Source organism: Microbacterium aquilitoris, from assembly GCF_031932285.1.
GTDB lineage: Bacteria > Actinomycetota > Actinomycetes > Actinomycetales > Microbacteriaceae > Microbacterium > Microbacterium aquilitoris.
In genome coordinates this window covers 85,884-111,242 of sequence record NZ_JAUZVT010000002.1, presented here as the reverse complement: position 1 = coordinate 111,242, position 25,359 = coordinate 85,884, and the positions used below count along the sequence as shown (strand labels likewise).

Genomic DNA, 25,359 nt, shown 5'->3' with positions numbered 1-25,359 from the left:
GCGCCGAGACGTCGCAGATGGTCGGCGGGATGCCGCGCAGGCGACCATCTGCGACGCCTCGGCACCTCGACGCGTCAGCCGGCGGGGCGGAAGGCTCCGGCGAGGAACTCCCCCAACTCGGCGGTGGCGGTCAACGGCAGGACGGCGGCGACGTACTGGTCGGGGCGGACGACGACGACCGCGCCACGCGGCGAGATCCCGCGCTCGGAGAAGATGTCGACATCCGTCCAGGTCGACGGTCCGGTCGCGTACACCTTCTCCCAGTCCATGAGCCCGAGCGGCCCCGAGTGGGGTCGGAACACGGCGGGCACCGCCGCCATCTCGACGTCCTCGTACCGCCGCGGGTAGATCACCTTCGTGTCGAAGACGGCGTCGGGATCGGCCCCGGCCGGCGTGTGCCGGGCGATCGGGCCGGATGCCGCGGCGAACCACTCCGCCCAGGCCGAGAGGTCTTCGCCCGACGCATCGGCGAAGGCGTACACGCGCCACCGCCCGTCGGCCTTGGCATGGTGACCGAGGTGCACGACGTTGCCGTCCGCGACCCGGACGACCTCCGCGGACTTCAGCCGCTTGCCGACGGGAAACCCCGTCGCGAGGTCCTGATGCTCGGCGCCTGCGACGATCGCCGAGGCGCCGTAGTGCGTCATGAACCCCGACGGGAACTCGGCGGTCGCGAGGTAGTACGTCGCGAGGTCTTCAGGGTCGGTGATCTCCTCGGGCTTGCGCGCCATCAGCGACGACCACTCCTTGTCGAAGTCGATCAGCTGCTGCGCGACGGGTCGTCGCTCGGCGCCGTAGGTGGCGAGGAGGGATGCCGGGGCCAGCCCGGTCAGCACGTGCCCGAGCTTCCACCCCAGGTTGAACCCGTCCTGCATCGAGACGTTCATGCCCTGCCCGGCCTTGGCGCTGTGGGTGTGGCATGCGTCGCCGGTGAGGAAGACCCGCGGATCGCGGTCGACGCCCTCGGGAACGTCGTCGAATCCGTCGGTGACACGGTGTCCGACCTCGTACACGCTGTGCCAGGCGACCTGTTTCACATCGATCGTGTAGGGGTGGAGGATCTCGTTCGCGCGGCGGATGACCTCTTCGATGGGGGTCTCGCGGACGCGGTGGTTGTCGTCCGCGGCGACCGCGCCGAGGTCGATGTACATGCGGCTGAGGTACCCGCCCTCGCGAGGGATGTGGAGGATGTTCCCCGCCGAGCTGTTGATGGCGCACTTGATGCGCCAGTCGGGGAAATCGGTGTCGACCAGCACGTCCATGACGCCCCAGGCGTGCTTCGACGCATCGCCGACGTGCACGCGCCCGATCGCCTGTCGCACACCGCTCCGGGCACCGTCGCATCCGACGACGTACCGCGCCCGGATGAGGCGCTCCTCCCCCGCGCGGGGGCCGCCGACGTGGCGGACCGTGACCGCGACGGGGGCCGCGGCATCCTCGGGCACCTCGAGGCCGACGAACTCGATGCCGTAATCGGGCACGATCCGTCCGGGGCCGTGGGCGGCGGCCTCGGCGAAGTAGTCGAGCACGCGCGCCTGGTTGACGATCAGGTGCGGGAACTCGCTGATCTTCAGCCCGTAGTCGTCGGTCCGCGACGTGCGGCGGATGCGGCTCGGGTCGGCCGGGTCTGGTCCCCAGAAGTTCATGTAGCCGATGTTGTACGCCTCGGCGATGATCCGCTCGGCGAACCCGAACGCCTGGAACGTCTCCACCGATCGGGGCTGGATGCCGTCGGCCTGACCCAGTTCGAGCCGGCCGGTGCGCCGCTCGATGAGACGAGTCGAGACCTGCGGGAACTGCGACATCTGGGCGGCCAGCAGCATCCCCGCCGGACCCGAACCGACGATGAGCACGTCGGTCTCGTCGGGGAGCTCCTCGGGGCGGTCGACGCCGGTGCCGGCGGCGGGCAGCACCCGCGGATCGCCCGAGACGTAGCCGTGGTGGTGGAACTGCATGGGTGCTCCTCGTCGAGGTCAGGCGCGCGTCAGACCGCGGACGGGACTGACCGCCTGCTCCGCTTCGTGATCGGGGTCGAGTGGGATGCCGCTGCGATCCCGCAGCAGCAGCGTCGCCACGAGGCCCAGCACCGTCATGCCGGCGAGGTACCAGGTGACCGGGGTCGTCGACCCGAACGCGGCGACGAGAGCGGTCGCGATCGTCGGCGCGAACGCGCCGCCGAGGATGGCGCCGATGGCGTACGAGATCGAGACGCCCGAGAACCGGATGGACGCGGGGAACAGCTCGGCGTACAGCGCCGCCTGCGGTCCGTACGTGAAGCCGAGCCCGATCGTGAGGATCGCGAGCCCGAGGAAGAGGACGAAGACGTTCCCCGTGTTGACCAGCGGGAAGAGCGTGAACACACCCACGAGCTGCATGATCCAGCCTGCGATGTACGTCGTGCGGCGCCCGAACCGGTCCGAGGCGAAGCCGGCCACGAGGGTGGAGAGCAGCCAGGTCACGGCGGACCCGGTCACCGCCCACAGCACCGGGCCGCGGTCCAGGCCGAGGGGGCCCTCGGGGCTCGTGGCGTAGCCCTGGATGTACCCGCCGGTGGTCATGTAGCCGACGGCGTTGTTCCCGGCGAAGACGAAGGCGGCGACGATCACGAGCACCGCGTGCTTGCGGAAGAGCTCGACGATCGGCATCCGACTGTGCTCCTTGCGCTCGGCGAGCTCGAGGAAGACGGGGCTCTCCTCCACGCGGCGGCGAACGTACCAGCCGACGAGGATGAGGACGACGCTGAGGAGGAACGGTACGCGCCAGCCCCACTGCAGGAACTGCTCCCCCGGCGCGATCGCCGACATGAGCGCCATGACGCCCGATGCGAGCAGCAGGCCCAGCGGCACCCCGATCTGCGGCGAGGCGCCGAACGCGCCGCGGCGCGTCTTGGGGGCGTGCTCGACGGCCATGAGCACCGCGCCGCCCCACTCGCCGCCGGCGGAGATGCCCTGCAGGATGCGCAGGAGCACGAGGAGGATGGGCGCGGCGAGGCCGATGGACTCGTAGCTCGGCAGGACGCCGATGAGCGCCGTCGCCAGGCCCATCAGGATGAGCGTCCACATGAGCACGACCTTGCGGCCGTACTTGTCACCGAGGTGGCCGGCGAGGAACGCGCCGAGGGGCCGGAAGAGGAAGCTCACACCGACCGTCGCGAATCCGATGAGGACGCTGTCCTTGCCCAGCGGGGCGAAGAAGAGCTGTCCGAACACGAGCCCGACGGCGGTCGCGTAGATGAAGAAGTCGTACCACTCCACGGTGGTGCCGACGACGGTGGCGAACACGACGCGGCGGCGGTCCGCGGCGGTCGCGATGGTCCCGGTGGGGGTGAACCCTCGAGGGGTGGGGGAAGTGCTCATGCTGACTCCTGTGTCATCCGACGTCTTCGTCGATTCCCGGTTGTCCGGTGCAGCCCGATCATATACGATTTGAGATACGACGCAAGAGCGAGGGAGTTCAGGAATGCAGAACGATGACACGGTGACGGATGCCGCATCCCGCGACCCGCGCTTCGCCGCCCTCCCGGGCCGCCCCGGCACGATCGTCGCCGTCCACCTGAACTACCGGTCGCGCGCCGCCCAGCGCGGACGCACCCCCGCGTCGCCGTCCTACTTCTTCAAGTCCACGGGCTCCGTCGCGGCGTCCGGCGGAACGGTCGAGCGGCCCGTCGGAACCGAGCTCCTCGCCTTCGAGGGTGAGATCGCGCTCGTCATCGGCACGGCGGCCCGCCGCGTCAGCGCTGACCGGGCGTGGGAGCACGTCGCCGGCGTTACGGCATCCAACGACCTCGGCCTCTACGACCTGCGGGCGAACGACAAGGGCTCGAACGTCCGCTCCAAGAGCGGCGATGGCTTCACCCCGATCGGCCCCGTCGTCCTCGACGCCCGCCTGCTCGACCCCACCCGGTTGCGCGTGCGCACCTGGGTGAACGGCGAGCTCGCCCAGGACGGCAGCACCGACGACCTTCTCTTCCCCCTCCCGCAGATCGTCGCCGACCTGTCGCAGCACTTCACACTCGAACCCGGCGACGTCATCCTCACCGGCACGCCCGCGGGGTCGTCCGTCATCGTCCCCGGCGACGTCGTCGAGGTCGAGGTCGACGCCCCCGACACCGGGGCGACCACCGGCCGACTCACGACGACCGTCGTCGACGGCCCCGACATCGCGTTCGACCCTGCACTCGGCTCGCTCCCCCAGGTCGACGACACGCAGCGCGAAGAGGCCTGGGGCTCCCGCGAGGCCGCCGGGCTCGCCGCGGCATCCGCTCTCTCGCCCGATCTCCGCGCGAAGCTCGAGCGCGTCCCCGTCGCAGGTCTGTCGCAGCAGCTGCGAAAGCGCGGCCTCGACAACGTCACGATCGACGGCGTCGCCCCGCTCCACCCCGATGCGAAGCTCGTCGGCGTCGCCGCCACTCTCCGGTTCGTGCCGAACCGCGAGGATCTGTTCCGAAGCCACGGCGGCGGCTACAACGCGCAGAAGCGCGCGTTCGACACGGTCCGCGAAGGCGAGGTCATCGTGATCGAGGCGCGTGGCGAGGCCGGTTCCGGCACGCTCGGCGACATCCTCGCGATCCGCGCGCACGCGCAGGGCGCGGCCGGCATCGTGACCGACGGCGGCGTGCGCGACGCGGCCGCCGTCGCCGCGGTCGGCATCCCGGTCTACACCGCGGGCGCGCACCCTGCGGTCCTCGGTCGCAAGCACGTGCCGTGGGATGCCGGGGGCACGATCGCCTGCGGCGGCACGACGGTGCAGCCGGGCGACATCATCGTGGGCGACCGCGACGGCGTCATCGTGCTGCCGCCCGCGCTCGCCGAGGAGGTCGCCGACGCGGCCCTCGCGCAGGAGGACGAGGACGCGTGGATCGCCGACCGCGTCGCGGAAGGCGAGCCGGTCGACGGGCTCTTCCCGATGAACGCCGCGTGGCGGGAGCGCTACGAGGCGGAGCGGGACGCCCGATGAGCGAGGTCGCCGCCCCGAGCAAGTCGCAGCAGGCGTACGCGTGGATCAAGGAGCACATCGTCAGCGAGGCGTTCACCCCCGGCTACCGCCTGGTGCTCGGCAGCATCGCGGGCGAGCTCGACATGAGCGTCGTCCCGGTGCGCGAGGCGATCCGCCAGCTCGAGGCCGAGGGGCTCGTCACCTTCGAACGCAACGTCGGCGCGCGCGTCGCGATGGTCGACGACTCGCAGTACCGCTTCAGCATGCAGGCGCTGTCGATCCTCGAGGGCACCGCCACGGCACTGTCCGCCCGCGCCCTCACCGAGTCCGACGTCCGGCGAGCGCGCGACATCAACGAGCTCATGATCGAGACGCTCGACCACTTCGACCCACGTGCGTTCACTCGCCTGAACCAGGAGTTCCACGCGACCCTCTTCGAGCGCTGCGCGAACCCGCGGATGCTGGAGCTCGTCCAGGTCGAGTGGGCACGGCTCGGGCACCTCCGCGATTCCACGTTCAGCTTCGTGCCGGGGCGCGCGCAGGAGTCGGTCCGCGAGCACGAGCAGATCCTCGTGCTCATCGAGCGGAGCGCTCCCCTCAGCGAGATCGAGCACGCCGCGCGTCGACACCGTTCGGCGACCCTCGACGCCTACATGACCCACGAGCACCCTGACCAGGCCCTCGGCCTGCCGAACTTCTGACCCCTCGAGCAAGGACGCACGACATGACGGATCCCACGCTGGCGGCGCCGCACACGCCCGCCGACCTGCCCACCCGCATCCAGCACTACATCGACGGCGCCTTCGTCGACTCGGCGGACGGTGACACGTTCGACGTCCTCGATCCCGTGACGAACCGCGTCTACCTGCAGGCCGCGGCCGGCAAGAAGGCCGATGTGGATGCCGCCGTCGCCGCCGCGCGCCGCGCGTTCACCGACGGCCCGTGGCCGCGGATGCTGCCGCGCGAGCGCTCGCGCGTGCTGCACCGCATCGCCGACATCGTCGAGTCGCGCGACGCCCGGCTCGCGGAGCTCGAGTCGTTCGACTCGGGGCTGCCGATCACGCAGGCGCTCGGCCAGGCGCGGCGCGCCGCCGAGAACTTCCGCTTCTTCGCCGACCTGATCGTCGCCCAGTCCGACGACACGTTCAAGGTGCCCGGTCGCCAGATCAACTACGTCAATCGCAAGCCGATCGGCGTCGCGGGGCTCATCACCCCGTGGAACACGCCGTTCATGCTCGAGTCCTGGAAGCTCGGCCCCGCCCTCGCCGCGGGCAACACGGTCGTGCTGAAGCCCGCCGAGTTCACTCCCCTGTCCGCATCGCTCTGGGCCGGGATCTTCGAGGAGGCCGGTCTCCCGCAGGGCGTCTTCAACCTCGTCAACGGCCTCGGCGAGGACGCGGGGGATGCGCTCGTGAAGCACCCCGACGTGCCGCTCATCTCCTTCACCGGCGAGAGCTCAACGGGCCAGCTGATCTTCGCGAACGCGGCGCCGTGGCTGAAGGGCCTGTCGATGGAGCTCGGCGGCAAGAGCCCCGCCGTCGTCTTCGCCGACGCGGACCTCGACGCCGCGGTCGACGCGACGATCTTCGGGGTCTTCTCGCTCAACGGCGAGCGCTGCACGGCGGGCAGCCGCATCCTGGTGCAGCGGGAGGTCTACGACGAGTTCGTCGAGCGCTACGCGGCGCAGGCGCAGCGCGTGAAGGTCGGCTTCCCGCACGACCCCGCGACCGAGGTCGGCGCCCTCGTGCACCCGGAGCACTACGACAAGGTGATGTCCTACGTCGAGCTCGGCAAGACCGAGGGCCGACTCGTCGCCGGCGGCGGCCGCCCGGACGGCTTCGCGGACGGCAACTTCGTCGCGCCCACGGTGTTCGCCGACGTGCCCCCGACGGCGCGCATCTTCCAGGAGGAGATCTTCGGACCCGTCGTCGCGATCACGCCCTTCGACACCGATGAGGACGCTCTCGCCCTCGCCAACGACACGAAATACGGCCTCGCCGCCTACGTGTGGACGAACGACCTGAAGCGGGCCCACAACTTCTCGCAAGCCGTCGAGGCCGGCATGGTGTGGCTGAACTCGAACAACGTCCGCGACCTGCGTACGCCCTTCGGCGGCGTGAAGGCCTCCGGACTCGGTCACGAGGGCGGCTACCGCTCGATCGACTTCTACACCGACCAGCAGGCCGTGCACATCACGCTCGGCAAGGTCCACAATCCCACCTTCGGCACGCGCTGAACCCGCCTCGATCACGCAAGGACGCTGACATGAGCCACCGCGACGGCATGACCAAGACCTCCTCCGGGTTCTTCGTCTCGCAAGAAGCCCCGATCCACACCGACGACCCGGTGCAGACCCCCACCTCCCCCGCCCCCGACATCCTGCGCTGCGCGTACATGGACCTGGTCGTCACCGACCTCGCGGCATCCCGCCAGTTCTACGTCGACATCCTGGGACTCCACGTCACCGAGGAGGACGACGAGGTCATCTACCTGCGCTCGACCGAGGAGTTCATCCACCACAACCTCGTACTGCGGAAGGGTCCCGTCGCCGCCGTCGCCGCGTTCTCGTACCGCGTCCGCACGCCCGAAGACCTCGACCGGGCGGTCGCGTTCTACGAGGAGATCGGATGCCGCGTCGAGCGCCGCACCGAGGGGTTCACGAAGGGCATCGGCGACTCGGTGCGCGTCGAGGACCCGCTCGGCTTCCCGTACGAGTTCTTCCACCAGAGCGAGCACGTCGAGCGGTTGTCGTGGCGGTACGACCTGCAGATCCCCGGCGAGCTCGTGCGCCTCGACCACTTCAACCAGGTGACGCCCGACGTCCCGCGCGCGGTGCGCCACTACCAGGACCTGGGGTTCCGGGTGACCGAGGACATCCAGGACGAGGACGGCACGGTCTACGCGGCGTGGATGCGGCGGAAGCCCACCGTGCACGACACCGCCGCGACCGGCGGCGACGGCCCGCGCATGCACCACGTCGCCTTCGCGACGCATGAGAAGCACAACATCCTCGCGATCTGCGACAAGCTCGGCGCCCTGCGACGCTCTGACGCGATCGAGCGCGGGCCGGGCCGTCACGGCGTCTCGAACGCGTTCTACCTCTACCTCCGCGACCCCGACGGCCACCGTGTGGAGATCTACACGCAGGACTACTACACCGGCGACCCCGACAACCCCGTGGTCACGTGGGACGTGCACGACAACCAGCGCCGCGACTTCTGGGGCAACCCCGTGGTCCCGTCCTGGTACACCGAGGCATCCCTCGTCCTCGATCTCGACGGCAACCCGCAGCCCGTCCGCACCCGGGAGGACCGCAGCGAGATGGCGGTCACGATCGGCGCCGACGGCTTCTCGTACACCCGCGAGGGCGACGACGAGGCGATGCCCTCGTGGAAGCAGGGCGAGTACAAGCTCGGGAATCAGCTCTGATGCTGTCCACCGAGGACGTCTCGCGCATCGCGGACGAGCTCGCCGAGGCCGATCGTACGCACGGCGTCATCCCACGGATCACCGCACGCCACCCCGAGGCCACGGTCGAGGACTCCTACGCGATCCAAGGCGTCTGGCGCGACCGGATGGTCGCGTCGGGCCGGCGCCTCGTCGGTCGCAAGATCGGGCTGACCTCCAAGGCGATGCAGCAGGCGACGGGGATCACCGAGCCCGACTACGGGGTCATGTTCGACGACACCGTCTACCACTCGGGCGACAGCATCCCGGTCGACCACTTCTCGAACGTCCGGATCGAGGTCGAGCTCGCCTTCGTCCTCGCGAGCCCGCTCGAAGGCCCCGACTGCACGCTCGAGGACGCCCTCGCGGCGATCGACTACGCCGTACCCGCGCTCGAAGTGCTGAACTCGCACATCGAACTCGAGGGCCGCACGATCGTCGATACGATCAGCGACAACGCCGCCTACGGTGCAATGGTTCTCGGCATCGAACACCGCCGCCCCGACGAGATCGACCTGCGCTGGGTGCCGGGGGTGCTCTCACGCAACGGCGAGATCGAGGAGACCGGTGTCGCGCAGGGGGTCCTCGGCCACCCCGCGACGGGCGTCGCGTGGCTCGCGAACAAGATCCACCAGCACGGCGCACGTCTCGAGGCGGGCGAGATCATCCTCGCCGGCTCGTTCACGCGGCCGGTGTGGGTGTCGCGGGGCGACGAGGTGCGCTGCGACTATGGGCCGATGGGAGTGATCGAATGCCGTTTCATCTGAACCCGACGTTCCGCGAAGCGCTGACGGATGCCGACCGTCCCCTCGCCGGCATATGGGTGTGCTCCGGGTCGCCGCTCGTCGCCGAGATCTGCGCAGGCGCCGGCCTCGACTGGCTGCTGATCGACATGGAGCACTCCCCCAACGGGCTCGAGTCGGTGCTCGCGCAGCTGCAGGCCGTCGCCGCCGCCGCCGTGACGGCGGTGGTGCGCGTTCCGATCGGCGACGTCGTGACGATCAAGCAGGTGCTCGACCTCGGCGCGCAGAACATCCTCGTGCCGATGGTCGACACGGCGGCGCAGGCGGCGGAGCTCGTCGCCGCGGTGCGGTATCCCCCGCGCGGACGCCGCGGCGTCGGGTCCGCGCTCGCCCGCTCCGCCCGGTGGAACCGGGTCGAGGACTACCTCGCCGACGCTGACCGGCACGTGTCGCTGTTCGTCCAGGTCGAGACGGTCGAGGGTGTCCGGAACGCCGCCGAGATCGCCGCGGTCGACGGGATCGACGGGGTCTTCGTCGGCCCGAGCGACCTCGCGGCGTCGATGGGGCTCCTCGGCGCTCAGACGCATCCCGATGTCGTCGCGGCGGTCCTCGACGCGTTCGCCGCCGTCCGCGCATCGGGAAAGCCCGTGGGCGTCAACGCCTTCGATCCGGATGCCGCGCAGCGCTACCTCGACGAGGGCGCCTCCTTCGTGCTGGTCGGCGCCGACGTCACCCTCCTCGCCCGCGGATCCGAGGCGCTCGCGGCCCGGTGGGGTCGCGCCGGCGGCTGAGCCACCGCGCGGTCGTCAGCGGGCGGCATCCCACCACTGGAGGACCCGGAGCGCGAGGAAGGTCAGCCACCGCGACGGCTGACCCTCGGGTGCGTCGATGTCGAACCAGCGCCTGCCCTCGAGCGTGCGTCCCTGGTGCCACGTGCCGTCGGCGTGCCGCGCCGCGCGGACCATCTCGATCGCCTCGGCGAGCCGCGGGTCCGGCGGGGTGCCGGCCTGGAGAGCGGCATCCCGGAAATGATCGAGCGCCGCGAGCGCGCTGTAGCGGTGCCGGTTGGGGTAGACGAAGTCGGTGACGAAGCTGCCGACGACCTCTCCCGTCGACAGCCGGTACGCCAGGCGCCGTTCGAGGAGGTAATCCTCGCCGCGGTGCCGGCTGTCGCGCAGCGCCGTGTCGCCGGTGAACTGCTCGTAGGCGAGCATGCCGCGGACGGCATTGAGCGTGGAGTGGAACGACCCGCGCACCGAGTCACCCTCCTCGGCCTCGCAGTTCCAGCCGCCGTCGGCGAGCTGATGCTCGGGGAACCACGCGGCGAGCCCCGAGACGTCGGCGCCGAGCCACGCTCCCGTCCCGAGCGTGAACGCGTTGATGCAGACGTCCACCTCCCCACCCCAGTACGGCAGGTCGTCGTACTCCCAGCGGCTGTTGCGGTCGAGCTTCGCCGCGGTGTCCCCGAGAGCGGATGCCGGCACTCCCCACTCGCGCAGATCCTTGAGCGTCCAGGTCGTGGCCGTCCACGGCTGGCCGGGCATCTCGGACTCGGGGCTGCCGAAGAACCCGGCCGGGAAGTACGCGCCGCCCTCCCACTGCCCGTCCTCCCCCTGCTGCGCGAGGAGCGTGGCTCCGTTCCCCTCGGTCGTCACGCGTGCCCGCGTGGCCTTCCACTGCTCGGGCGGCGCGCCGAGGAGATCCCGCTCGACCTGCCACCGCAGTGACGGGTCCGAGTCCCGCAGCCAGTCGAGGATCTCCTGTGTGCGCGTCATGTCGGCATCCTCGCGCGGGCCGCCGACATCCGCCAGGGCTCAGCCGCGCTGCGCGAGCATCTCGCCGTAGCCGTCCTCGAACGTCGCGTAGGCGAGGCCGTCGACGACCTCGCGGAGGCGGGTCCCGTCGAGGATCGTCCCGCGCCGCTCGGCGGGTTCGCCGCGAGGCGGCACCGGCACGCCGAGGCGCTCGGCGAGGAAGGCGACCACCTCGCCGAGTGTCGCCGGTCGACGGTCGACGGCGTGGAGGACGGCGGGCACCTCGTCTGCCTGCAGCAGCGTGAGGATCGTGCGGACGACGTCGGTCTCGTGGATGCGGTTGGTCCGACGGTCGTGATCGACCGGGGTGCCGGCGAGCACCTGGCGGATGAGCCGGTCACGTCCCGGTCCGTAGATGCCCGCGGGTCGCAGGATGGTCGCGCCGAACAGCTCGACCGCGCGCTCCTCCCCATCGACGAGCTGCTGGGCTCGATCGCTGCGCGTCCGCGGCTCGTCGTCCTCGTCCAGCGGCCGCTCGTCGCCGTACCCCTCGAACACGCGCGTCGACGACACCCAGATCGTGCGTGCCGGCGGCTCGGGCAACGCTTCTGCGACGCGGCCGATCGCGCCGGCGAGGAAACCCTGCTCCTCGCCCGGCGGCAGCGTCACGACGACCGCGTCGACCGCCGGCAACGACTCGGTGAGCGGCCGGGACAGGTCCGCGGCGATGTGTCGCCAGCCGTCCGAATCGGATGCCGCCGACCGCCGCACCGTGACGACCTCGCCGCCCGCGCGGCGGAGCTCCTCCGCCACCCGCGTCCCGATGCGACCGGAACCGACGAGGAGCGTGCGCGCAGGGATCATCCCCCCATCCTCTCAATCAGCCGGGGGTGACGGGCGTGTAACAAAGCGTCGCCGCAGGACCCGCGGCATCCGTCTGCGCGCGAGAATGATCAGCGGCTCTCCGCGATCACGCGGCGATGCCAACCCGACCCCCTCGTCCGAGCACCCTCGGCGCCCCCGGAGGCCCTCATGTCCCGTCGTCCCGCCCTGCGCACCGCACTCGTCGCGTCCGCCGCGGCCCTCGCCCTCCTCCTCGGAGGCTGCGCCTCGAACGCGGCCCCGGGTGCCGGGTCGTCCGCCGGTGCGACTCCCTCGCCCGACGATTACGTCACCCCCGGCACATTCACCGTCGCCACCGGCGAGACCGCCTACGAGCCCTACGTCTACGACGACAAGCCCGAATCGGGCAAGGGCTTCGAGGCCGCCGTCGCCTACGCCGTCGCCGACAAGCTCGGCTTCGCGAAGGACGACGTCGAGTGGGTCCGCACGAGCTTCGAGGCGGCGATCGCGCCCGGCCCCAAGAGCTTCGACGTGAACCTGCAGCAGTACACGATCACCGACGACCGCAAGAAGGGCGTCGACTTCTCGTCGCCGTACTACTCCGCGAGCCAGTCGATCATCGCCCTCAAGGGCGGCAAGGCCGACGGCGTGACCGACCTCGCCGGGCTCAAGGACATCACGATCGGCGCCATGGCGAACTCGACGAGCGCTCTGACGCTCGACGCGCTCGACCTCGGGCTCACCCCGAAGCTCTACAACTCGAACGAGGACGCCACCGCGGCCCTCAGCGCCGGACAGGTGGATGCCGTCGTCCTCGACACCCCGACCGCCTACGTCGCGGTCACCGCGTACATCACCGACTCCTTCATCGTCGGCGAGCTCCCGAAGGTCGGCGTCGAGGACCAGTGGGGCCTGCTGCTCGCCAAGGACTCGCCGTTGACCCCCGCGGTGAGCGCGGCCGTCGACGCCCTCCGCGAGGACGGCACTCTCGCGGAGCTCGAGAAGGAATGGCTGTCGGGTCTCACCGAAGGCGTGACGAAGCTCCAGTGACGAAGCGCCCGTGAGGACGCGCTAGCGTCGATCCGTGAGTACCAGCATCCCGAGCGCACTCGAGCTCGACCGTCGCGCCTATCGGCGCGGGCGGGAGCGACGGTCCGTGCTCATCGCGATCCTCTCGACGGCCGCGTTCGCGGTGATCGTGTGGGCGTTCGTCATCAACACGGAGGGCTGGGCGAAGGTCCAGCGGGCCTTCTTCGACCCCGCTGTCGCCATCGAGGCGCTGCCGAAGGTGTGGGAGGGCTTCCTCCTCAACCTGACGGTGCTCGGCATCTCGATCTTCACGGTCGGCGGCGTCGCGCTCGTGATCGCACTCCTGCGCACTCTCCGGGGCCCGGTCTTCTTTCCCGTGCGGACCCTGGCGGCGGGCTACACCGATCTGTTCCGCGGGCTGCCGTTCATCATCGTGCTCTACCTCGTCGGGTTCGGGCTGCCGACGATCGTCGGCGAGCGGATCGATGAGCTGTTCCTCGGCATCCTCGCCGTCACGCTCACATACTCGGCCTACGTCGCCGAGGTGATCCGCGCCGGCATCGACTCGGTGCACCCCTCTCAGCGCCTCGCCGCCCGTGCGCTCGGCCTGAACCATGTGCAGACGCTCCGCCGCGTCGTTTTGCCGCAGGCTCTCCGCAAGATGACACCCGCGCTCATGAACGACTTCATCTCGATGCAGAAGGACGTCGGGCTCATCTCGATCATCGCGGGCCTCGACGCGATCGCGCGGGCGAAGGGCGTCGTCGCGACGACCTACAACTTCACGCCGTACGTCGTGGCAGGCATCCTCTTCATCCTCCTGGCGATCCCCACGATCCGCCTGACGGACTGGTACACGGCGAGGCTCCGCGAGCGCGAGCAGTCAGGATCGGTGCTGTGAGCGGGATCTTGACGGCGACCGGCATCCGCAAGTCCTTCGGTGACCGGGACGTGCTGAAGGGCGTCGATGTGACGCTCGGTGCGCACGAGGTCGTCGCGCTCATCGGCGCGAGCGGATCGGGCAAGTCGACGCTGCTGCGGTGCCTGGGATTGCTGGAGCCCATCGACGACGGGCAGATCTTCCTCGGCGACGAGGACATCTCCGACCCGCGGGTCGACGGCAACCGCGTGCGAGCGCGCCTGGGCGCCGTGTTCCAGAGCTTCAACCTCTTCCCGCATCTGTCCGTGCTCGACAACGTCACGCTCGCCTCGCGCGTGGTGCACCGGATGCCGCGCCGCGACGCCGAAGCCCGCGCGGCCGAGCTGCTGGCCCGCGTCGGGCTCGCCGACAAGGCGAAGGATCACCCCGACCGGCTGTCGGGCGGTCAGCAGCAGCGCGTCGCCATCGCCCGCGCGATCGCGACCGACCCCGAGGTGCTGCTCCTCGACGAGATCACCTCGGCGCTCGACCCGGAGCTCGTCGGCGAGGTCCTCGAGCTCGTCCGCGACCTGGCGTCGGAGGGCGCGACGATCCTGATGGCGACGCACGAGATGGCGTTCGCGCGCGACGTCGCCGATCGCGTCGTGTTCCTCGACGCCGGCACGATCGTCGAGCAGGGCCCGCCGTCGTCCGTGCTGCGGCATCCGCAGGAAGCCCGCACCCGCGCCTTCCTCGCTCGCTTCACCGCCTGAGGCGCCGGGCCGCCGGCTTCTCCTGTCACAACACGCCGCGCGCCACCGCACATCGCGACAGGCGAGCGGCGGCGCAGCGCCCCCGCGGGCTTCCCCGGCGCAGGGCCCCCGCGGGCTTCCCCCGTCACAACACGCCGCACGCCACCGCACATCGCGACAGGCGAGCATCGCGGCCGCGCCCCCGCGGGCTTCCCCCGTCACAACACGCCGCACGCCACCGCACATCGCGACAGGCGAGCGGTGCCCGTCAACGAAGGCGAGGGATGCCGGGCGGCACGCGGCATCCCTCGTTCACAAGCACACGTCAGACGCGCAGGCCCGCAGCGCGCTCGGCGACCTCGACGACGTTGGTCATGAGCAGGGCGACCGTCATCGGGCCGACGCCGCCGGGGTTCGGCGACACCCAGCCCGCGACCTCCGCGACGTCCGGGTGGACGTCGCCGTAGACGCGGCTCTTGCCGGTCTCGGGGTCGTCCTCGCGGGTGACGCCGACGTCGAGCACCGCCGCGCCGGGCTTCACGTGCTCGGCCGTGACGATGTGCTTCACGCCCGCCGCGGCGACGATGACATCGGCTTCGCGCAGGTGCGCGCCGAGGTCGGTCGTGCCGGTGTGGGTGAGCGTGACGGTCGCGTTGTACTCGCGGCGCGTGAGCAGCAGGCCGATCGATCGGCCGATCGTCACTCCGCGACCGACGACGACGACGTGCTTTCCGGCCAGGTCGTAGCCGTTGCGAATCAGCAGCTCGATGACGCCGCGGGGCGTGCACGGCAGCGGCGACGTGATCGGGGTGTTGACGTTGAGCACCAGGCGGCCGAGGTTCGTCGGGTGGAGACCGTCGGCATCCTTCTCGGGATCGATCCGCTCGAGGATGCGGTCGGTGTCGAGGTGCTTCGGCAGCGGCAGCTGCACGATGTAGCCGTGGCAGGTGGGGTCGGCGTTGAGCTCGTCGATCAGCGCTTCGACCTGATCCTGCGTCGCGTCCGCGGGCAGCTCGCGCTGGATCGAGTTCATCCCGATCGCCTCGGACTGGCGGTGCTTCATCCCGACGTAGAGCTGGGATGCCGGGTCCGCGCCCACGAGGACGGTGGCGATGCCGGGCGTCACGCCGTGCCCCTTCAGCACCGCGACGCGTTCGGCGAGCTCCGTCTTGATCGCCGCCGAGGCGGCCTTGCCGTCGAGGACCGCCGCGGTCATGATGCCTCCTGTCGTCGCCCCTCGCCCGCGAGACTGCGCGGGGAGCTCGAGACTGCGGTCAAGAACCGCTGTCTCGAGGCGTGCGTGCAGTCTCGCGGTCGGAGGAGGGGCCGGATGCCGGCGGTCACTGGTGCAGGCCGGGGTAGAGCGGGAACGCGTCGGCGAGCTTCGCGACGCGCGCGCGGAGCGCCTCGTGGTCGGCACCCGGCAGCAGCGCGAGCGCGATGACGTCGGCGACCTCGGTGAACTCGGCGTCGCCGAAGCCGCGGGTCGCGAGCGCCGGCGTGCCGATCCGCAGACCCGAGGTGACCATCGGCGGACGCGGATCGTTCGGGACCGCGTTGCGGTTCACCGTGATCCGGATGTCGTGCAGCAGGTCTTCGGCCTGCTTGCCGTCGATCGCCGCGTCGCGCAGGTCGACGAGCACGAGGTGCACGTCGGTGCCGCCGGAGCGCACCGCGATGCCGGCGCCCGTGACGTCGTCCTGGGTGAGGCGGTCGGCGAGGATCGCCGCTCCGCGGAGCGTGCGCTCCTGACGTTCCTTGAACTCCGGGGTCATCGCGAGCTTGAACGCGGTCGCCTTCGCGGCGATCACGTGCATGAGGGGCCCGCCCTGCTGGCCGGGGAAGACCGCGGTGTTGATCTTCTTCGCGATGTCGGCGTCGTTCGAGAGGATGAGGCCCGAGCGGGGGCCGCCGATCGTCTTGTGCACGGTGGTCGAGACGACGTGCGCGTGCGGGATGGGCGACGGGTGCAGGCCCGCGGCGACGAGGCCGGCGAAGTGCGCCATGTCGACCCAGAGGAGGGCGCCCACCTCGTCGGCGATCGCGCGGAAGGCGGCGAAGTCGAGCTGACGGGGGTAGGCCGACCAGCCGGCGATGATGACCTTCGGCTTGTGCTCGATCGCGAGGCGACGGACCTCGTCCATGTCGACGAGCGAGGTCTCGGCGTCGACGCCGTACGCGACGATGTTGTAGAGACGGCCCGAGAAGTTGATCTTCATGCCGTGCGTGAGGTGGCCGCCGTGGTCGAGCGAAAGGCCGAGCAGCGTGTCGCCGGGGCGGGCGATCGCGTGCAGGACGGCGGCGTTGGCCGACGCACCCGAGTGGGGCTGCACGTTGGCGAACCCGGCGCCGAAGAGGGCCTTGGCGCGCTCGATCGCGAGCTCCTCGGCGACGTCGACGACCTCGCAGCCGCCGTAGTAGCGACGGCCGGGGTATCCCTCGGCGTACTTGTTGGTGAGGACGGAGCCCTGCGACTGCAGCACCGAGACGGGAACGAAGTTCTCGGAGGCGATCATCTCGAGGAACCCGCGCTGACGGTCGAGCTCCCGCTCGAGCACATCGGCGATCTCGGGATCGACCTCGGAGAGGGGGGCGTTGAACAGCGAATCGGTCATGACGATCTCCTGACGACGGCTTTCGGGATGAGGAATCTCGCATCGGCCCAGGCGCGCGGTCGAATGCCGTGTCAATCGCTCCCCGGTGGTAGCCCACCTCAACGCCAGTCGCGACACTGCGAGCATAACGGATGGGGCCGCTGATAGGCTGGCCCGATCGGTTTTGTTAGGACACCTTACAGAACGGCGGTGGCTCCGGTGCCCCTCCCCCTCGTGCCCTTCCCCGCGGACGTCGCCGTCCAGAACGGGCCCGCCTTCGACCTCGCCGGGGCCGGCCTGATGGGCGAGACGGATGCCGCGACCGCCCTCCGCTCCCTCGTCGCCGCACGCACGGGCCTCGACCTGCCGGACGGCGACGGCATCGTGCTCGACGTGCGGGAGGGCGGCCTCGCGGAGTCGTACGTCCTCGAGGCGGCGGCCACCGGCATCCGGATCACGGGAGCGGATGCCGCGGGCCTCTTCTCCGGCGTGCAGACGCTCGGCCAGCTCGTCCGTCGTGACGGCGAGCGCTGGGTGGTGCCGGCCGTCCGCATCGCGGATGCACCGCGGTTCGCGTACCGCGGTGTCATGCTCGACGTCGCCCGCCACTTCCACGGAGTCGACACGGTGCGGGCGTACATCGACCGCGCCGCATCGCTGAAGCTCAACGTCCTGCACCTGCACCTCTCGGACGACCAGGGCTGGCGGCTCGAGCTGCGCTCGCGTCCCGAGCTCACCGAGAGGGCTTCGACGACCGCGGTCGACGGGGCTCCCGGAGGGTTCTACACGCAGGACGAGTACCGCGAGATCGTCGCGTACGCGGCATCCCGTCACATGACCGTCGTCCCCGAGTTCGACATGCCGGGGCACACGCACGCCGTCGCCCTCGCCTACCCGGAGATCGCCGAGGCGCCGGTCACGGAGGTGATCACCGAGGGCGCGATCCCCGTCGAGGGTGAGCCGTACACCGGCACCGCGGTCGGCTTCTCGTCGCTCCGCGTCCATGACGAGGCGACGTATGCCTTCGTGCGCGACGTCTTCGCCGAACTCGCCGGGCTCACCCCGGGACCCTGGCTGCACTTCGGCGGCGACGAGTCCCACGGGACGACGCCCGAGGACTTCGCGCACTTCATCACGCGTGCGAGCGCCGTCATCGCAGGCCTCGACAAGACGCCGATCGCCTGGCATGAGGCCGGCGCCGTCGCGGGTCTGGCTCCCGGCACGATCGGCCAGTACTGGGGCTTCGCGACGCCGACGGATGCCGCACCCCAGCACGCCCGTGCCTTCGCCGAGCGCGGCGGCCGCGTCATCCTCTCGCCCGCCGACGCGGTCTACCTCGACATGAAGCCGACCGACGACGCGCCGCTCGGTCTGACCTGGGCGAACGGCGCGACGAGCCTCGAGCGCGCCTACTCGTGGGAGCCGACCGCCGTCGTCGACGGCCTCGCCGAGGACGCGATCCTCGGTGTCGAGGCTCCGCTGTGGACCGAGACCGTCGCGAGCCTCGCCGACATCGACGCACTCGCCTTCCCCCGCATCGCCGCCGCGGCCGAGATCGCGTGGTCCGCCGCCACCGGACCTGAGCGCACGTGGGACTCGTTCCGCTCGCGGGTCGGCGGGCTCGGGCCGCTCTGGACCTCGCTCGGCATCCGCTTCCCCGCCCTCGCGGAGGTTCCGTGGACGACGTGACCCGCATCATCCAGTCCGCCCGGCTGATCGACGCCGGCGCGGAGACCCCGGACGCGTGGATCCGCATCGAGGCCGGACGGGTTGCGGCATCCGGCACCGGTGATTCGTGGCGCTCGCTCGGCGCCGACGAGGTCGTCGATGCGTCGGGCGCGGTGCTCACGCCCGGTTTCGTCGACCTGCACGGGCACGGCGGGGGCGGTCGCGCGCACGAGGACGGCATCGAGGCGATCCGCGTCGCCCGGGCGACGCACCTCGCGCACGGTACGACGCGCGCCGTCATCTCGCTGGTCGCCGGTTCCCCCGCCGACCTCGCGACCCGCCTCGGCGCGATCGCCGAGCTCGCGGAAGCGGACGCCTCGGTCCTCGGCGCACACCTGGAAGGCCCGTTCCTCGACCCGGCGCACCACGGTGCCCACGATCCTGCCCTTCTCCTCACCCCCACGCCCGAGGCCGTCGCCGCGCTGATCGAGGCGGCGCGCGGATCGCTCGTGCAGGTGACGCTCGCGCCCGAGCTGCCCGGCGGGCACGACGCGATCGCCCGGTTCGCCGCGGCCGGCGTCGTCGTCGCGGTCGGTCACACCGATGCCGACGTGGAGGCCACGCGCCGCGCGTTCGACGCGGGCGCCACCCTCCTCACCCACGCCTTCAATGCGATGCCGGGACTCCACCACCGCGCCCCGGGACCGGTCGGCGCCGCGACCGGCGACCCCCGCGTGACCCTCGAGGTCATCGCCGACGGCGTGCACCTGCACCCCGACGTGATCCGGATGCTGTTCGCCGCTGCCCCGGGCCGGATCGCGCTCGTGACCGACGCGATGGCCGCCGCCGGCGCCGCGGACGGGACCTACCTTCTCGGGTCGCTGTCGGTCACGGTCGACGCGGGTGTCGCGCGCTTGGCCGACGGGACGATCGCAGGTTCCACCCTGACGCAGGATGCCGCGCTCCGCACCGCCGTCGCGGCGGGTGTGGCACTGCCTGACGCCGTCGCCGCGCTCACCGCGACGCCGGCGCGCACCATCGGTCGGCCGGAGCTCGGCTCCCTCGCCGTCGGCGCCGTCGCCGACGCGGTGCTCCTGAGCGCCGATCTGCACGTGCGGCGGGTCTTCTCCGGGACGGTCTGAGCCGCGGCTCCCTCCGATCGCCGGTCAGACGCCGCATTCGGTATTCAGTCCCGATCGGTGCGGCCGCTGAGCTGACGCCCGGGGATCCGCCCCCGCACGCCCAGCGGACTCGCGTCGAGACTGAATACCGACCAGCACATCGATCAGAGTCCCGGCGCGACCCCGACGGGCGACCCCGCCAGCAGTGCGGCACCGACCGCGCCGACGGGCTCGCCCGCGGGCACCGGGGCGAGCCGCTCCGCCAGATCGAGCGAGGCGAGGAAGGCCGACCCGGATGCCGCGGCCCGAAGCGCCGTGCGCACCGGCGCGAACACCCGCTCACCCAGACGCGACACCCCGCCGCCGAGGACGACGAGCTCGACGTCGGCCGTGAGCACGAGCGCCTGCACCGCGGCGGCCACGCCACGGACCAGATCCGCCCGCAGCGACCGGGCGAGCGGGTCGCCCGCATCCGCGCAGTCGAACACCTCGGCGACGGGGAGCGGCGACGGCTTCCCCCACCGCGCGGCGACCCCGGCGCCGCCGGCGACCGCCTCGATGCATCCGCGTTGCCCGCAGGGGCAGACCGGCCCCGCGGGGTCGACGCTGAGGTGCCCGATCTCGCCGGCGGCGCCACGCGCGCCGCGCCAGGGCATCCCGCCCCGGACGATCCCCGCGGCGACGCCAGTCCCGAGGTTCAGGTAGGCGAGCGAGTCCGTTGCCGGCAGGAGGGCGGCCGCGCCCACGGCGGCGGCGCGCACGTCGTTCTCGACGACGGGCCGCACACCGATCCGGGCGGCGACGGCCTCGGCCAGGTCGACGCTCCCGATCCCGAGGTTCAGCGCGTGCCGGACGACGCCGCCGGGCGAGACCTGCCCCGGCATGCCGACTCCGACCGGGCCCGGCGGCGCGTCGCCGAGCACGGCGTGCACGGCCGCGCAGATCCCGTCGACGACGGCCTCGGCTCCCCGCCCGGTCGCGCGGCGGTCGGTCGCGACGACGCGACCGCCGTCATCCACCGCGACGGCGAGCGTCTTCGTGCCGCCGACGTCGATTCCGACGCGCATGTCAGCCCTTCACGGCGCCCGAGACGAGCCCGCCCGACATCCGCCCCTGCACGATGAGGAAGAAGACGACGACGGGGATGGAGATGAGGGTGGATGCCGCCATCACCGCGCCCCAGTTGGTCGCCTCGGTCGCGGACTGGAACGACAGGAGCCACGGCGGCAGCGTCAGGTTCTGGCCCCGCAGCAGTAGGAGCGCCATCGTGAACTCGTTCCACGACTGGATGAAGGCGAAGACGCCGGTGGCAACGAGGCCCGGAGCGAGGAGCGGGAAAGTGACCTTCCAGAACGCCTGCGACCGCGTGCACCCGTCGATCATGGCCGCCTCCTCGAGGTCGACCGGGACCCCCGCGACGAACCCGCGCAGGGTCCAGATCGTGAACGGGACGACCGCGGCGATGTAGACGATGCCGAGTCCCACGAGCGTGTTCATGAGCCGCCAGTCGTCGATCATCCCGTAGATCGTGAACATCATCGCCTCACCCGGGATCATCTGCACGATGAGGACCGAGACGATGAACGAGCGGCGTCCCCGGAAGCGGATGCGGGCGACCGCGATCGAGGCGAGGAACGCGACGAGGAGGGTGACCACGAGGACGCCGACCGTGACGAGACCCGAACTGATCAGTCCGTGCACGAAATCGGTCTGCCCGGGCGCTGCGGGTCGCGTCCACGCCGTCTCGTAGTTGCGGAGCGTGAAGTCCAGCGGCAGGAAGCTCGGCGTACGGCTGATGATCGATTCGCCGCTCGTGAACGACATGTTCAGCATCCAGTAGACGGGGAACACCGAGCACGCGAAGACGACGAGCGCGGCGCCGTTGAGCACCACGCGGCCGAGCGGTGAGCGGCGACGCCGCCGTGCGGCGAGCGATCCCGCGACGGGCGTCCGCGCGTCGCCGACCCGGCCGGCGACCTCGTCGACGCCGACGGTCGCCAGCTGCGCGGCAGGCGTGATCTGCGTGCTCACAGCTCCTCCTCCTTGAGGGTCGTCTGGACGTAGCCCCAGGACAGGGCGAGCAGGAGGATGACGGTGAGTACGCCGATCGCGCTGGTCACCCCGAACTCGCCCACCCCCTGACGGAAGATGTAGGTGCCGAGGACGTTCGTCTCCGAGACGAGCCCACCGCGCTGCTGCAGCGTGTACACCTGCGTGAAGATCCGGAGGTTCCAGATCACCTGCAGGACGACGACGACGGTCACCACGTTCCGCAGGTACGGGTAGACCACGAGGCGGAACCGCTGCAGCCCGGTCGCGCCGTCGAGCGACGCCGCCTCGAGGACCTCGCCCGGAACCTGCCCGAGCGCGGCATAGAGGGTGAAGGCGGCGAAGGGGACCCCCTGCCACACGACGATGATCGTGAGGACGGCGAAGAACGACCAGGGGTCGAGCAGCCAGGAGTGGTTCGTGAAGTCCGTGGACCCGGTGACGGAGTTGAGCAGCCAGTTCACGAGGCCGTACTGCGCGTCGAAGATCCACCCCCAGACGGTGGTCGCCGCCAGCGGCGGCATCGCCCACGCGAGGAGCAACCCGATCGACACCAGCAGGCGCCAGCCGCGGGTGAGTCGTGTCATGAGCACCGCGACGAGTGCGCCGAGCCCGACGATCAGCACGGTCATGACGAGCATGAGCCCGAGGCTGCGCACGAGCACCGCCGGGAAGTCGGACGCGGTCAACACCTCGAGGTAGTTGTCCAGACCGACGATATCGGGAAGAGTCCCCTGCACCTTGTCGCGGATCGAGTAGTCGGTGAACGACTGGACGACCATGAGGACCGCGGGGTAACCGACCATCACCGCGAGGATGACGAGGGAGGGGCCGAGCAGGGTGAGCGCCGCCGCGCCGTCCTTGCGACGTCGGCCGCGCTCGCGGGCCGCGGTGGCGAGGCGATCGCGGGGCGGCGCCGGAGGGGCGGGGCGTGTGAGGGTTCCGGACATCATCGTCTCCGTGCAGGGTGAGGGGGGAACCGGGGTGCGACCGCCCCCTGCACAGGTCGGTCAGGAGTTGAGGATCGCTTCGATCTGACCGTCGAGGGCGGTGGCGATCTCGGTGACGTCGCCTCCCTGAGCGATCTTCACGAGCGCGTCCTTGATGACGCCGGCCGACTCGACCTCGGCCCACTTGGGGCTCGCCGGGACCGCCTTGGAGGATGCCGCGGCCTTGGCCGCCTCGGCGGTGATGGCGTCGTCGGGCAGGTACTGCGCGAACGAGGTGCGCGCAGGGATCAGCCCGTTCTCGGCGAGGATCTTCTGGTACCCCTCCGACAGGATGATCTCCAGCGCCGCCTGCGCCTTGTCCTGCGCGTCCGACTTCGCGGCGACCGCGATGTTCGAGCCGCCCGCGAAGACCGGGGCGACCTCGCCGGCGCTCATGCCGGGCAGGGCGAACGCCGCCAGGTCCTTACCGGCCTCGTCGGGGCATCCGGGTGCCTCGGCGTCGGCGGCCGCGAGGATCGACCACTTCACCCACGCCGGCGCCGAGAGGAACCCGACCTCGCCGGCGCAGAACGGCACCTGGGGGTCGGTCTCGTCGGAGTCGGCGGGGGCGATGGTCGCGTTCGCGTAGACGTCCTGCAGCATCGTGAGGCCCGCGATCCCGCCTTCGCTCGAGAATCCGCCGACCCACTTCTCGCCGTCGAGGGTGGCGATCTCGCCGCCGTTGGCCCAGATGTAGGGCAGGGCGTTGTACCAGTCCTTGCCGGGGGCGTAGATGCCCGACTTCGTCGCGGTGGTCCCGTCGATGCCGGCCTTCACGTAGTCGGCGAGCGTCGTCGGGACTTCTCCGGAGTAGCTGGCGGGCGAGTAGAACACGACGCGCGATCCGGCGTAGTACGGCGCGGCGTAGAGCGTGCCGTCCTCCGACCCGAGGTCGACGAAGCTCGTCAGCATGTCGTCACCCCCGAGGTCGTCCTGGATGCCGGAGAGGTCGGCGAACAGGCCCTGGGAGATGAATCCCGGCGCCTGCGTGTTGCCGACCTCGACGATGTCGGGGGCGTCGTTGGACGAGAGCGCGGCCACGTACGCCTCACCGGTGTCGGCCCACGTCTTCTCCTCGATCGTGAGGGTCCAGCCGTCGTTCTGGTCTTCGAACGTCTTCTTCAGATAGTCGCGCGCGTCCTGGGGCGTGTCGGTGCCGACCAGCCAGACGGTCAGGTCGCCGGTCTCGGCGCTGCCGCCGGTGGGCGTCCCGCCACCGGCGCAGCCGGAGAGGAGGAGGGCTGACGCGCCGAGGAGCGACAGTGCTCCGAGGGTCTTCTTCATAGCTATTCCTTCACTGTGTGGGGATGCGGCGGCCCGGACGGGTCGTCGCGGATGCGGGTGGTGCGGGTGGTGCGGGTCAGGACACGCCGAGGCGACCGGAGAGGACCATGACGGCCGCACCGCGCAGGACGATGTCCTCGCTGTGGGTCGACATCCGCACCTGGAGCCCGTCGTGGAACGTGGCGAGGGTGCGGGTGCGGACCGTCTCGGCCGCGGCCTCGGCGAGCGCCCCGCCGAGCAGGTCGGCGGGGCCGGAGAGCGCGATCTCCGACAGGTCGAGCGCTCCGACGATGGGCGCGAGGGCGATGCCGAGCCGCTCGCCGGCGTCGCGCAGGACGCTGTCGGGGTCGCCGGTGGCGGCGATGCGCTCGGTGAGTGCGGGGACGGCGAGCCAGGCTTCGAGGCATCCGATCTTGCCGCAGGCGCAGGCGGGTCCGCCGTCGGTGCCGACGGTGACGTGGCCGATCTCGCCGGCGGCGAAGCGGGCACCGGCGAGCGGCTCTCCCCCGGTGAGGAGGCCCGCGCCGACACCGCGGCCGACGCGGACGAGGATCACGTCGTCGCCGGCGCCGCCGAACGTGTGCTCGGCGAGGACCGCGGCGTTCGCGTCGTTGGCGACGAGCACCGGGAGTCCGAGGTCGCGCTCGAGGGTCCCGGCGAGGTCGAGATCCGCCCACCCGAAGCCGGGCGCCGCGAGGACGACGCCGCGGTCGTCGACGACGCCCGGTGTCCCGACGCCGAGACCCAGGACCGGGGCATGGGCGTCGGCGACGACCGTGCGGGCGAGGGCGACGATCGCGTCGAGGACCTCGCTCTGCCGGGCGGGGACCGGGACGCTGTGGCGTGCGACGATCTCGCCGTCGAGGGTGAGCACCGCGCCGACGAGGCTCTCGCTGCCCGACAGGTCGAGTCCGACGATGCGATGACCGTCGCGCGCGATGTCGACGAGCATGGCGGGCTTGCCGGGGCCGGATGCCTCCCGCACACCCTGCTCGACGACGTACCCGTCCTCCATGAGCGACCCCACGAGATCCGAGATGGTGACCCGGGTGAGTCCGGTCTCGCGCGCGAGGTCGGCGCGGCTCATCGCCCCTGCGGAGAAGAGCGACTGCAGCACCAGTGCGCGATTGTGGGCACGGGCGTGCTCGGGGAGGATCTTGCCCGCGGCACGTCGGGAGCGGGTCACGGCTGCAGATCGGGTCGGGCTCGGCATGTTTGTTAGTAAGCCTTACGAATACGGATGCCGCAAGAGAGCGACCCGCTTTTGCAAGCAGTCTTAACAAACTCGTTAC

General features: G+C 71.1%; 22 protein-coding genes and 1 riboswitch. Of the genes, 11 read left to right on the top strand and 11 right to left on the bottom strand.

What is annotated here, in order from left to right; genetic code table 11:
* Positions 1–74: 74 nt before the first annotated feature.
* Complete coding sequence (locus Q9S78_RS07280) at positions 75–1,955, bottom strand: FAD-dependent monooxygenase (RefSeq protein WP_311869844.1); 1,881 nt, start codon at positions 1,953–1,955, stop codon at positions 75–77.
* Positions 1,956–1,973: 18 nt separating this feature from the next.
* A complete protein-coding gene (locus tag Q9S78_RS07275; RefSeq protein ID WP_311869842.1) occupies positions 1,974–3,356 on the bottom strand; it encodes an MFS transporter in 1,383 nt (460 codons plus the stop codon).
* 103 nt (positions 3,357–3,459) lie between these two features.
* Between Q9S78_RS07275 and Q9S78_RS07270 the strand changes: the two genes are divergently transcribed.
* The 6 genes from Q9S78_RS07270 to Q9S78_RS07245 are packed head-to-tail and all read left to right on the top strand — an operon-like array spanning position 3,460 to position 9,916.
* Complete coding sequence (locus Q9S78_RS07270; protein WP_311869839.1) at positions 3,460–4,956, top strand: fumarylacetoacetate hydrolase family protein; 1,497 nt, start codon at positions 3,460–3,462, stop codon at positions 4,954–4,956.
* Complete coding sequence (locus Q9S78_RS07265) at positions 4,953–5,636, top strand: GntR family transcriptional regulator (RefSeq protein ID WP_311869836.1); 684 nt, start codon at positions 4,953–4,955, stop codon at positions 5,634–5,636. The genes Q9S78_RS07270 and Q9S78_RS07265 overlap by 4 nt, the downstream gene beginning before the upstream one ends.
* 23 nt (positions 5,637–5,659) lie before the next feature.
* Complete coding sequence (gene hpaE, locus Q9S78_RS07260) at positions 5,660–7,171, top strand: 5-carboxymethyl-2-hydroxymuconate semialdehyde dehydrogenase (RefSeq protein ID WP_311869834.1); 1,512 nt, start codon at positions 5,660–5,662, stop codon at positions 7,169–7,171.
* A gap of 29 nt (positions 7,172–7,200) precedes the next feature.
* Positions 7,201–8,364, top strand: a complete 1,164-nt coding sequence (hpaD, locus tag Q9S78_RS07255; RefSeq protein WP_311869832.1) for a 3,4-dihydroxyphenylacetate 2,3-dioxygenase — start codon at positions 7,201–7,203, stop codon at positions 8,362–8,364.
* Positions 8,364–9,149: a 2-keto-4-pentenoate hydratase gene (locus tag Q9S78_RS07250; RefSeq protein ID WP_311869830.1), complete on the top strand. Its 786-nt coding sequence runs from the start codon at positions 8,364–8,366 to the stop codon at positions 9,147–9,149. The genes hpaD and Q9S78_RS07250 overlap by 1 nt, the downstream gene beginning before the upstream one ends.
* A complete protein-coding gene (locus Q9S78_RS07245; protein WP_311869827.1) occupies positions 9,134–9,916 on the top strand; it encodes an HpcH/HpaI aldolase family protein in 783 nt (260 codons plus the stop codon). Before Q9S78_RS07250 ends, Q9S78_RS07245 begins: the two co-directional genes overlap by 16 nt.
* A gap of 15 nt (positions 9,917–9,931) precedes the next feature.
* On the opposite strand, the gene Q9S78_RS07240 is transcribed toward Q9S78_RS07245, so the two are convergent.
* Together Q9S78_RS07240 and Q9S78_RS07235 are read right to left on the bottom strand one after the other, a co-directional pair.
* A complete protein-coding gene (locus Q9S78_RS07240) occupies positions 9,932–10,900 on the bottom strand; it encodes a squalene cyclase (RefSeq protein ID WP_311869824.1) in 969 nt (322 codons plus the stop codon).
* 39 nt (positions 10,901–10,939) lie between these two features.
* On the bottom strand, positions 10,940–11,743 hold the full coding sequence (locus Q9S78_RS07235) for a Rossmann-fold NAD(P)-binding domain-containing protein (RefSeq protein WP_311869822.1): 804 nt from the start codon (positions 11,741–11,743) through the stop codon (positions 10,940–10,942).
* A gap of 168 nt (positions 11,744–11,911) precedes the next feature.
* Here Q9S78_RS07235 and Q9S78_RS07230 point away from each other — a divergent pair, with 168 nt between their 5' ends.
* The 3 genes from Q9S78_RS07230 to Q9S78_RS07220 are packed head-to-tail and all read left to right on the top strand — an operon-like array spanning position 11,912 to position 14,383.
* Positions 11,912–12,772, top strand: coding sequence for an ABC transporter substrate-binding protein (locus Q9S78_RS07230; RefSeq protein ID WP_311869820.1), 861 nt, complete (start codon positions 11,912–11,914; stop codon positions 12,770–12,772).
* Between the two features lie 34 nt (positions 12,773–12,806).
* On the top strand, positions 12,807–13,652 hold the full coding sequence (locus Q9S78_RS07225) for an amino acid ABC transporter permease (protein WP_018188840.1): 846 nt from the start codon (positions 12,807–12,809) through the stop codon (positions 13,650–13,652).
* Positions 13,649–14,383, top strand: coding sequence for an amino acid ABC transporter ATP-binding protein (locus tag Q9S78_RS07220; protein WP_116228546.1), 735 nt, complete (start codon positions 13,649–13,651; stop codon positions 14,381–14,383). Before Q9S78_RS07225 ends, Q9S78_RS07220 begins: the two co-directional genes overlap by 4 nt.
* Positions 14,384–14,687: 304 nt before the next feature.
* Here the strand turns inward: Q9S78_RS07220 and Q9S78_RS07215 are convergent, their stop codons facing one another.
* Both Q9S78_RS07215 and glyA read right to left on the bottom strand, forming a co-directional pair.
* Entirely contained in the window at positions 14,688–15,578 is an 891-nt protein-coding gene (locus Q9S78_RS07215; RefSeq protein WP_311869818.1) for a bifunctional methylenetetrahydrofolate dehydrogenase/methenyltetrahydrofolate cyclohydrolase, read from the bottom strand.
* 124 nt (positions 15,579–15,702) lie between these two features.
* A complete protein-coding gene (gene glyA / locus Q9S78_RS07210) occupies positions 15,703–16,977 on the bottom strand; it encodes a serine hydroxymethyltransferase (protein WP_116228544.1) in 1,275 nt (424 codons plus the stop codon).
* Positions 16,978–17,015: 38 nt separating this feature from the next.
* A riboswitch (ZMP/ZTP riboswitch) is annotated at positions 17,016–17,099 on the bottom strand.
* A gap of 67 nt (positions 17,100–17,166) precedes the next feature.
* On the opposite strand from glyA, the gene Q9S78_RS07205 reads away from it, so the two are divergent.
* Positions 17,167–18,645 carry a beta-N-acetylhexosaminidase gene (locus Q9S78_RS07205; RefSeq protein ID WP_311869816.1) on the top strand — a complete coding sequence of 493 codons (1,479 nt, stop codon included), beginning with the start codon at positions 17,167–17,169 and terminating at the stop codon, positions 18,643–18,645.
* Positions 18,633–19,766 (top strand): N-acetylglucosamine-6-phosphate deacetylase, encoded by a 1,134-nt coding sequence (nagA, locus tag Q9S78_RS07200; protein ID WP_311869814.1) that lies wholly within the window; start codon positions 18,633–18,635, stop codon positions 19,764–19,766. The genes Q9S78_RS07205 and nagA overlap by 13 nt, the downstream gene beginning before the upstream one ends.
* 143 nt (positions 19,767–19,909) lie before the next feature.
* Here nagA and Q9S78_RS07195 read toward each other — a convergent pair whose 3' ends face one another.
* The 5 genes from Q9S78_RS07195 to Q9S78_RS07175 all read right to left on the bottom strand — a co-directional run bounded on the left by Q9S78_RS07195 (position 19,910) and on the right by Q9S78_RS07175 (position 25,253).
* Entirely contained in the window at positions 19,910–20,812 is a 903-nt protein-coding gene (locus Q9S78_RS07195; protein WP_311869811.1) for an ROK family protein, read from the bottom strand.
* 1 nt (position 20,813) lies between these two features.
* Positions 20,814–21,776, bottom strand: a complete 963-nt coding sequence (locus tag Q9S78_RS07190) for a carbohydrate ABC transporter permease (RefSeq protein WP_311869810.1) — start codon at positions 21,774–21,776, stop codon at positions 20,814–20,816.
* A complete protein-coding gene (locus Q9S78_RS07185; protein WP_311869806.1) occupies positions 21,773–22,744 on the bottom strand; it encodes a carbohydrate ABC transporter permease in 972 nt (323 codons plus the stop codon). The genes Q9S78_RS07190 and Q9S78_RS07185 overlap by 4 nt, the downstream gene beginning before the upstream one ends.
* A 60-nt stretch (positions 22,745–22,804) precedes the next feature.
* Positions 22,805–24,067 carry an extracellular solute-binding protein gene (locus Q9S78_RS07180; RefSeq protein WP_311869803.1) on the bottom strand — a complete coding sequence of 421 codons (1,263 nt, stop codon included), beginning with the start codon at positions 24,065–24,067 and terminating at the stop codon, positions 22,805–22,807.
* Positions 24,068–24,143: 76 nt separating this feature from the next.
* Entirely contained in the window at positions 24,144–25,253 is a 1,110-nt protein-coding gene (locus Q9S78_RS07175) for an ROK family transcriptional regulator (protein WP_116228538.1), read from the bottom strand.
* Positions 25,254–25,359: the final 106 nt, after the last annotated feature.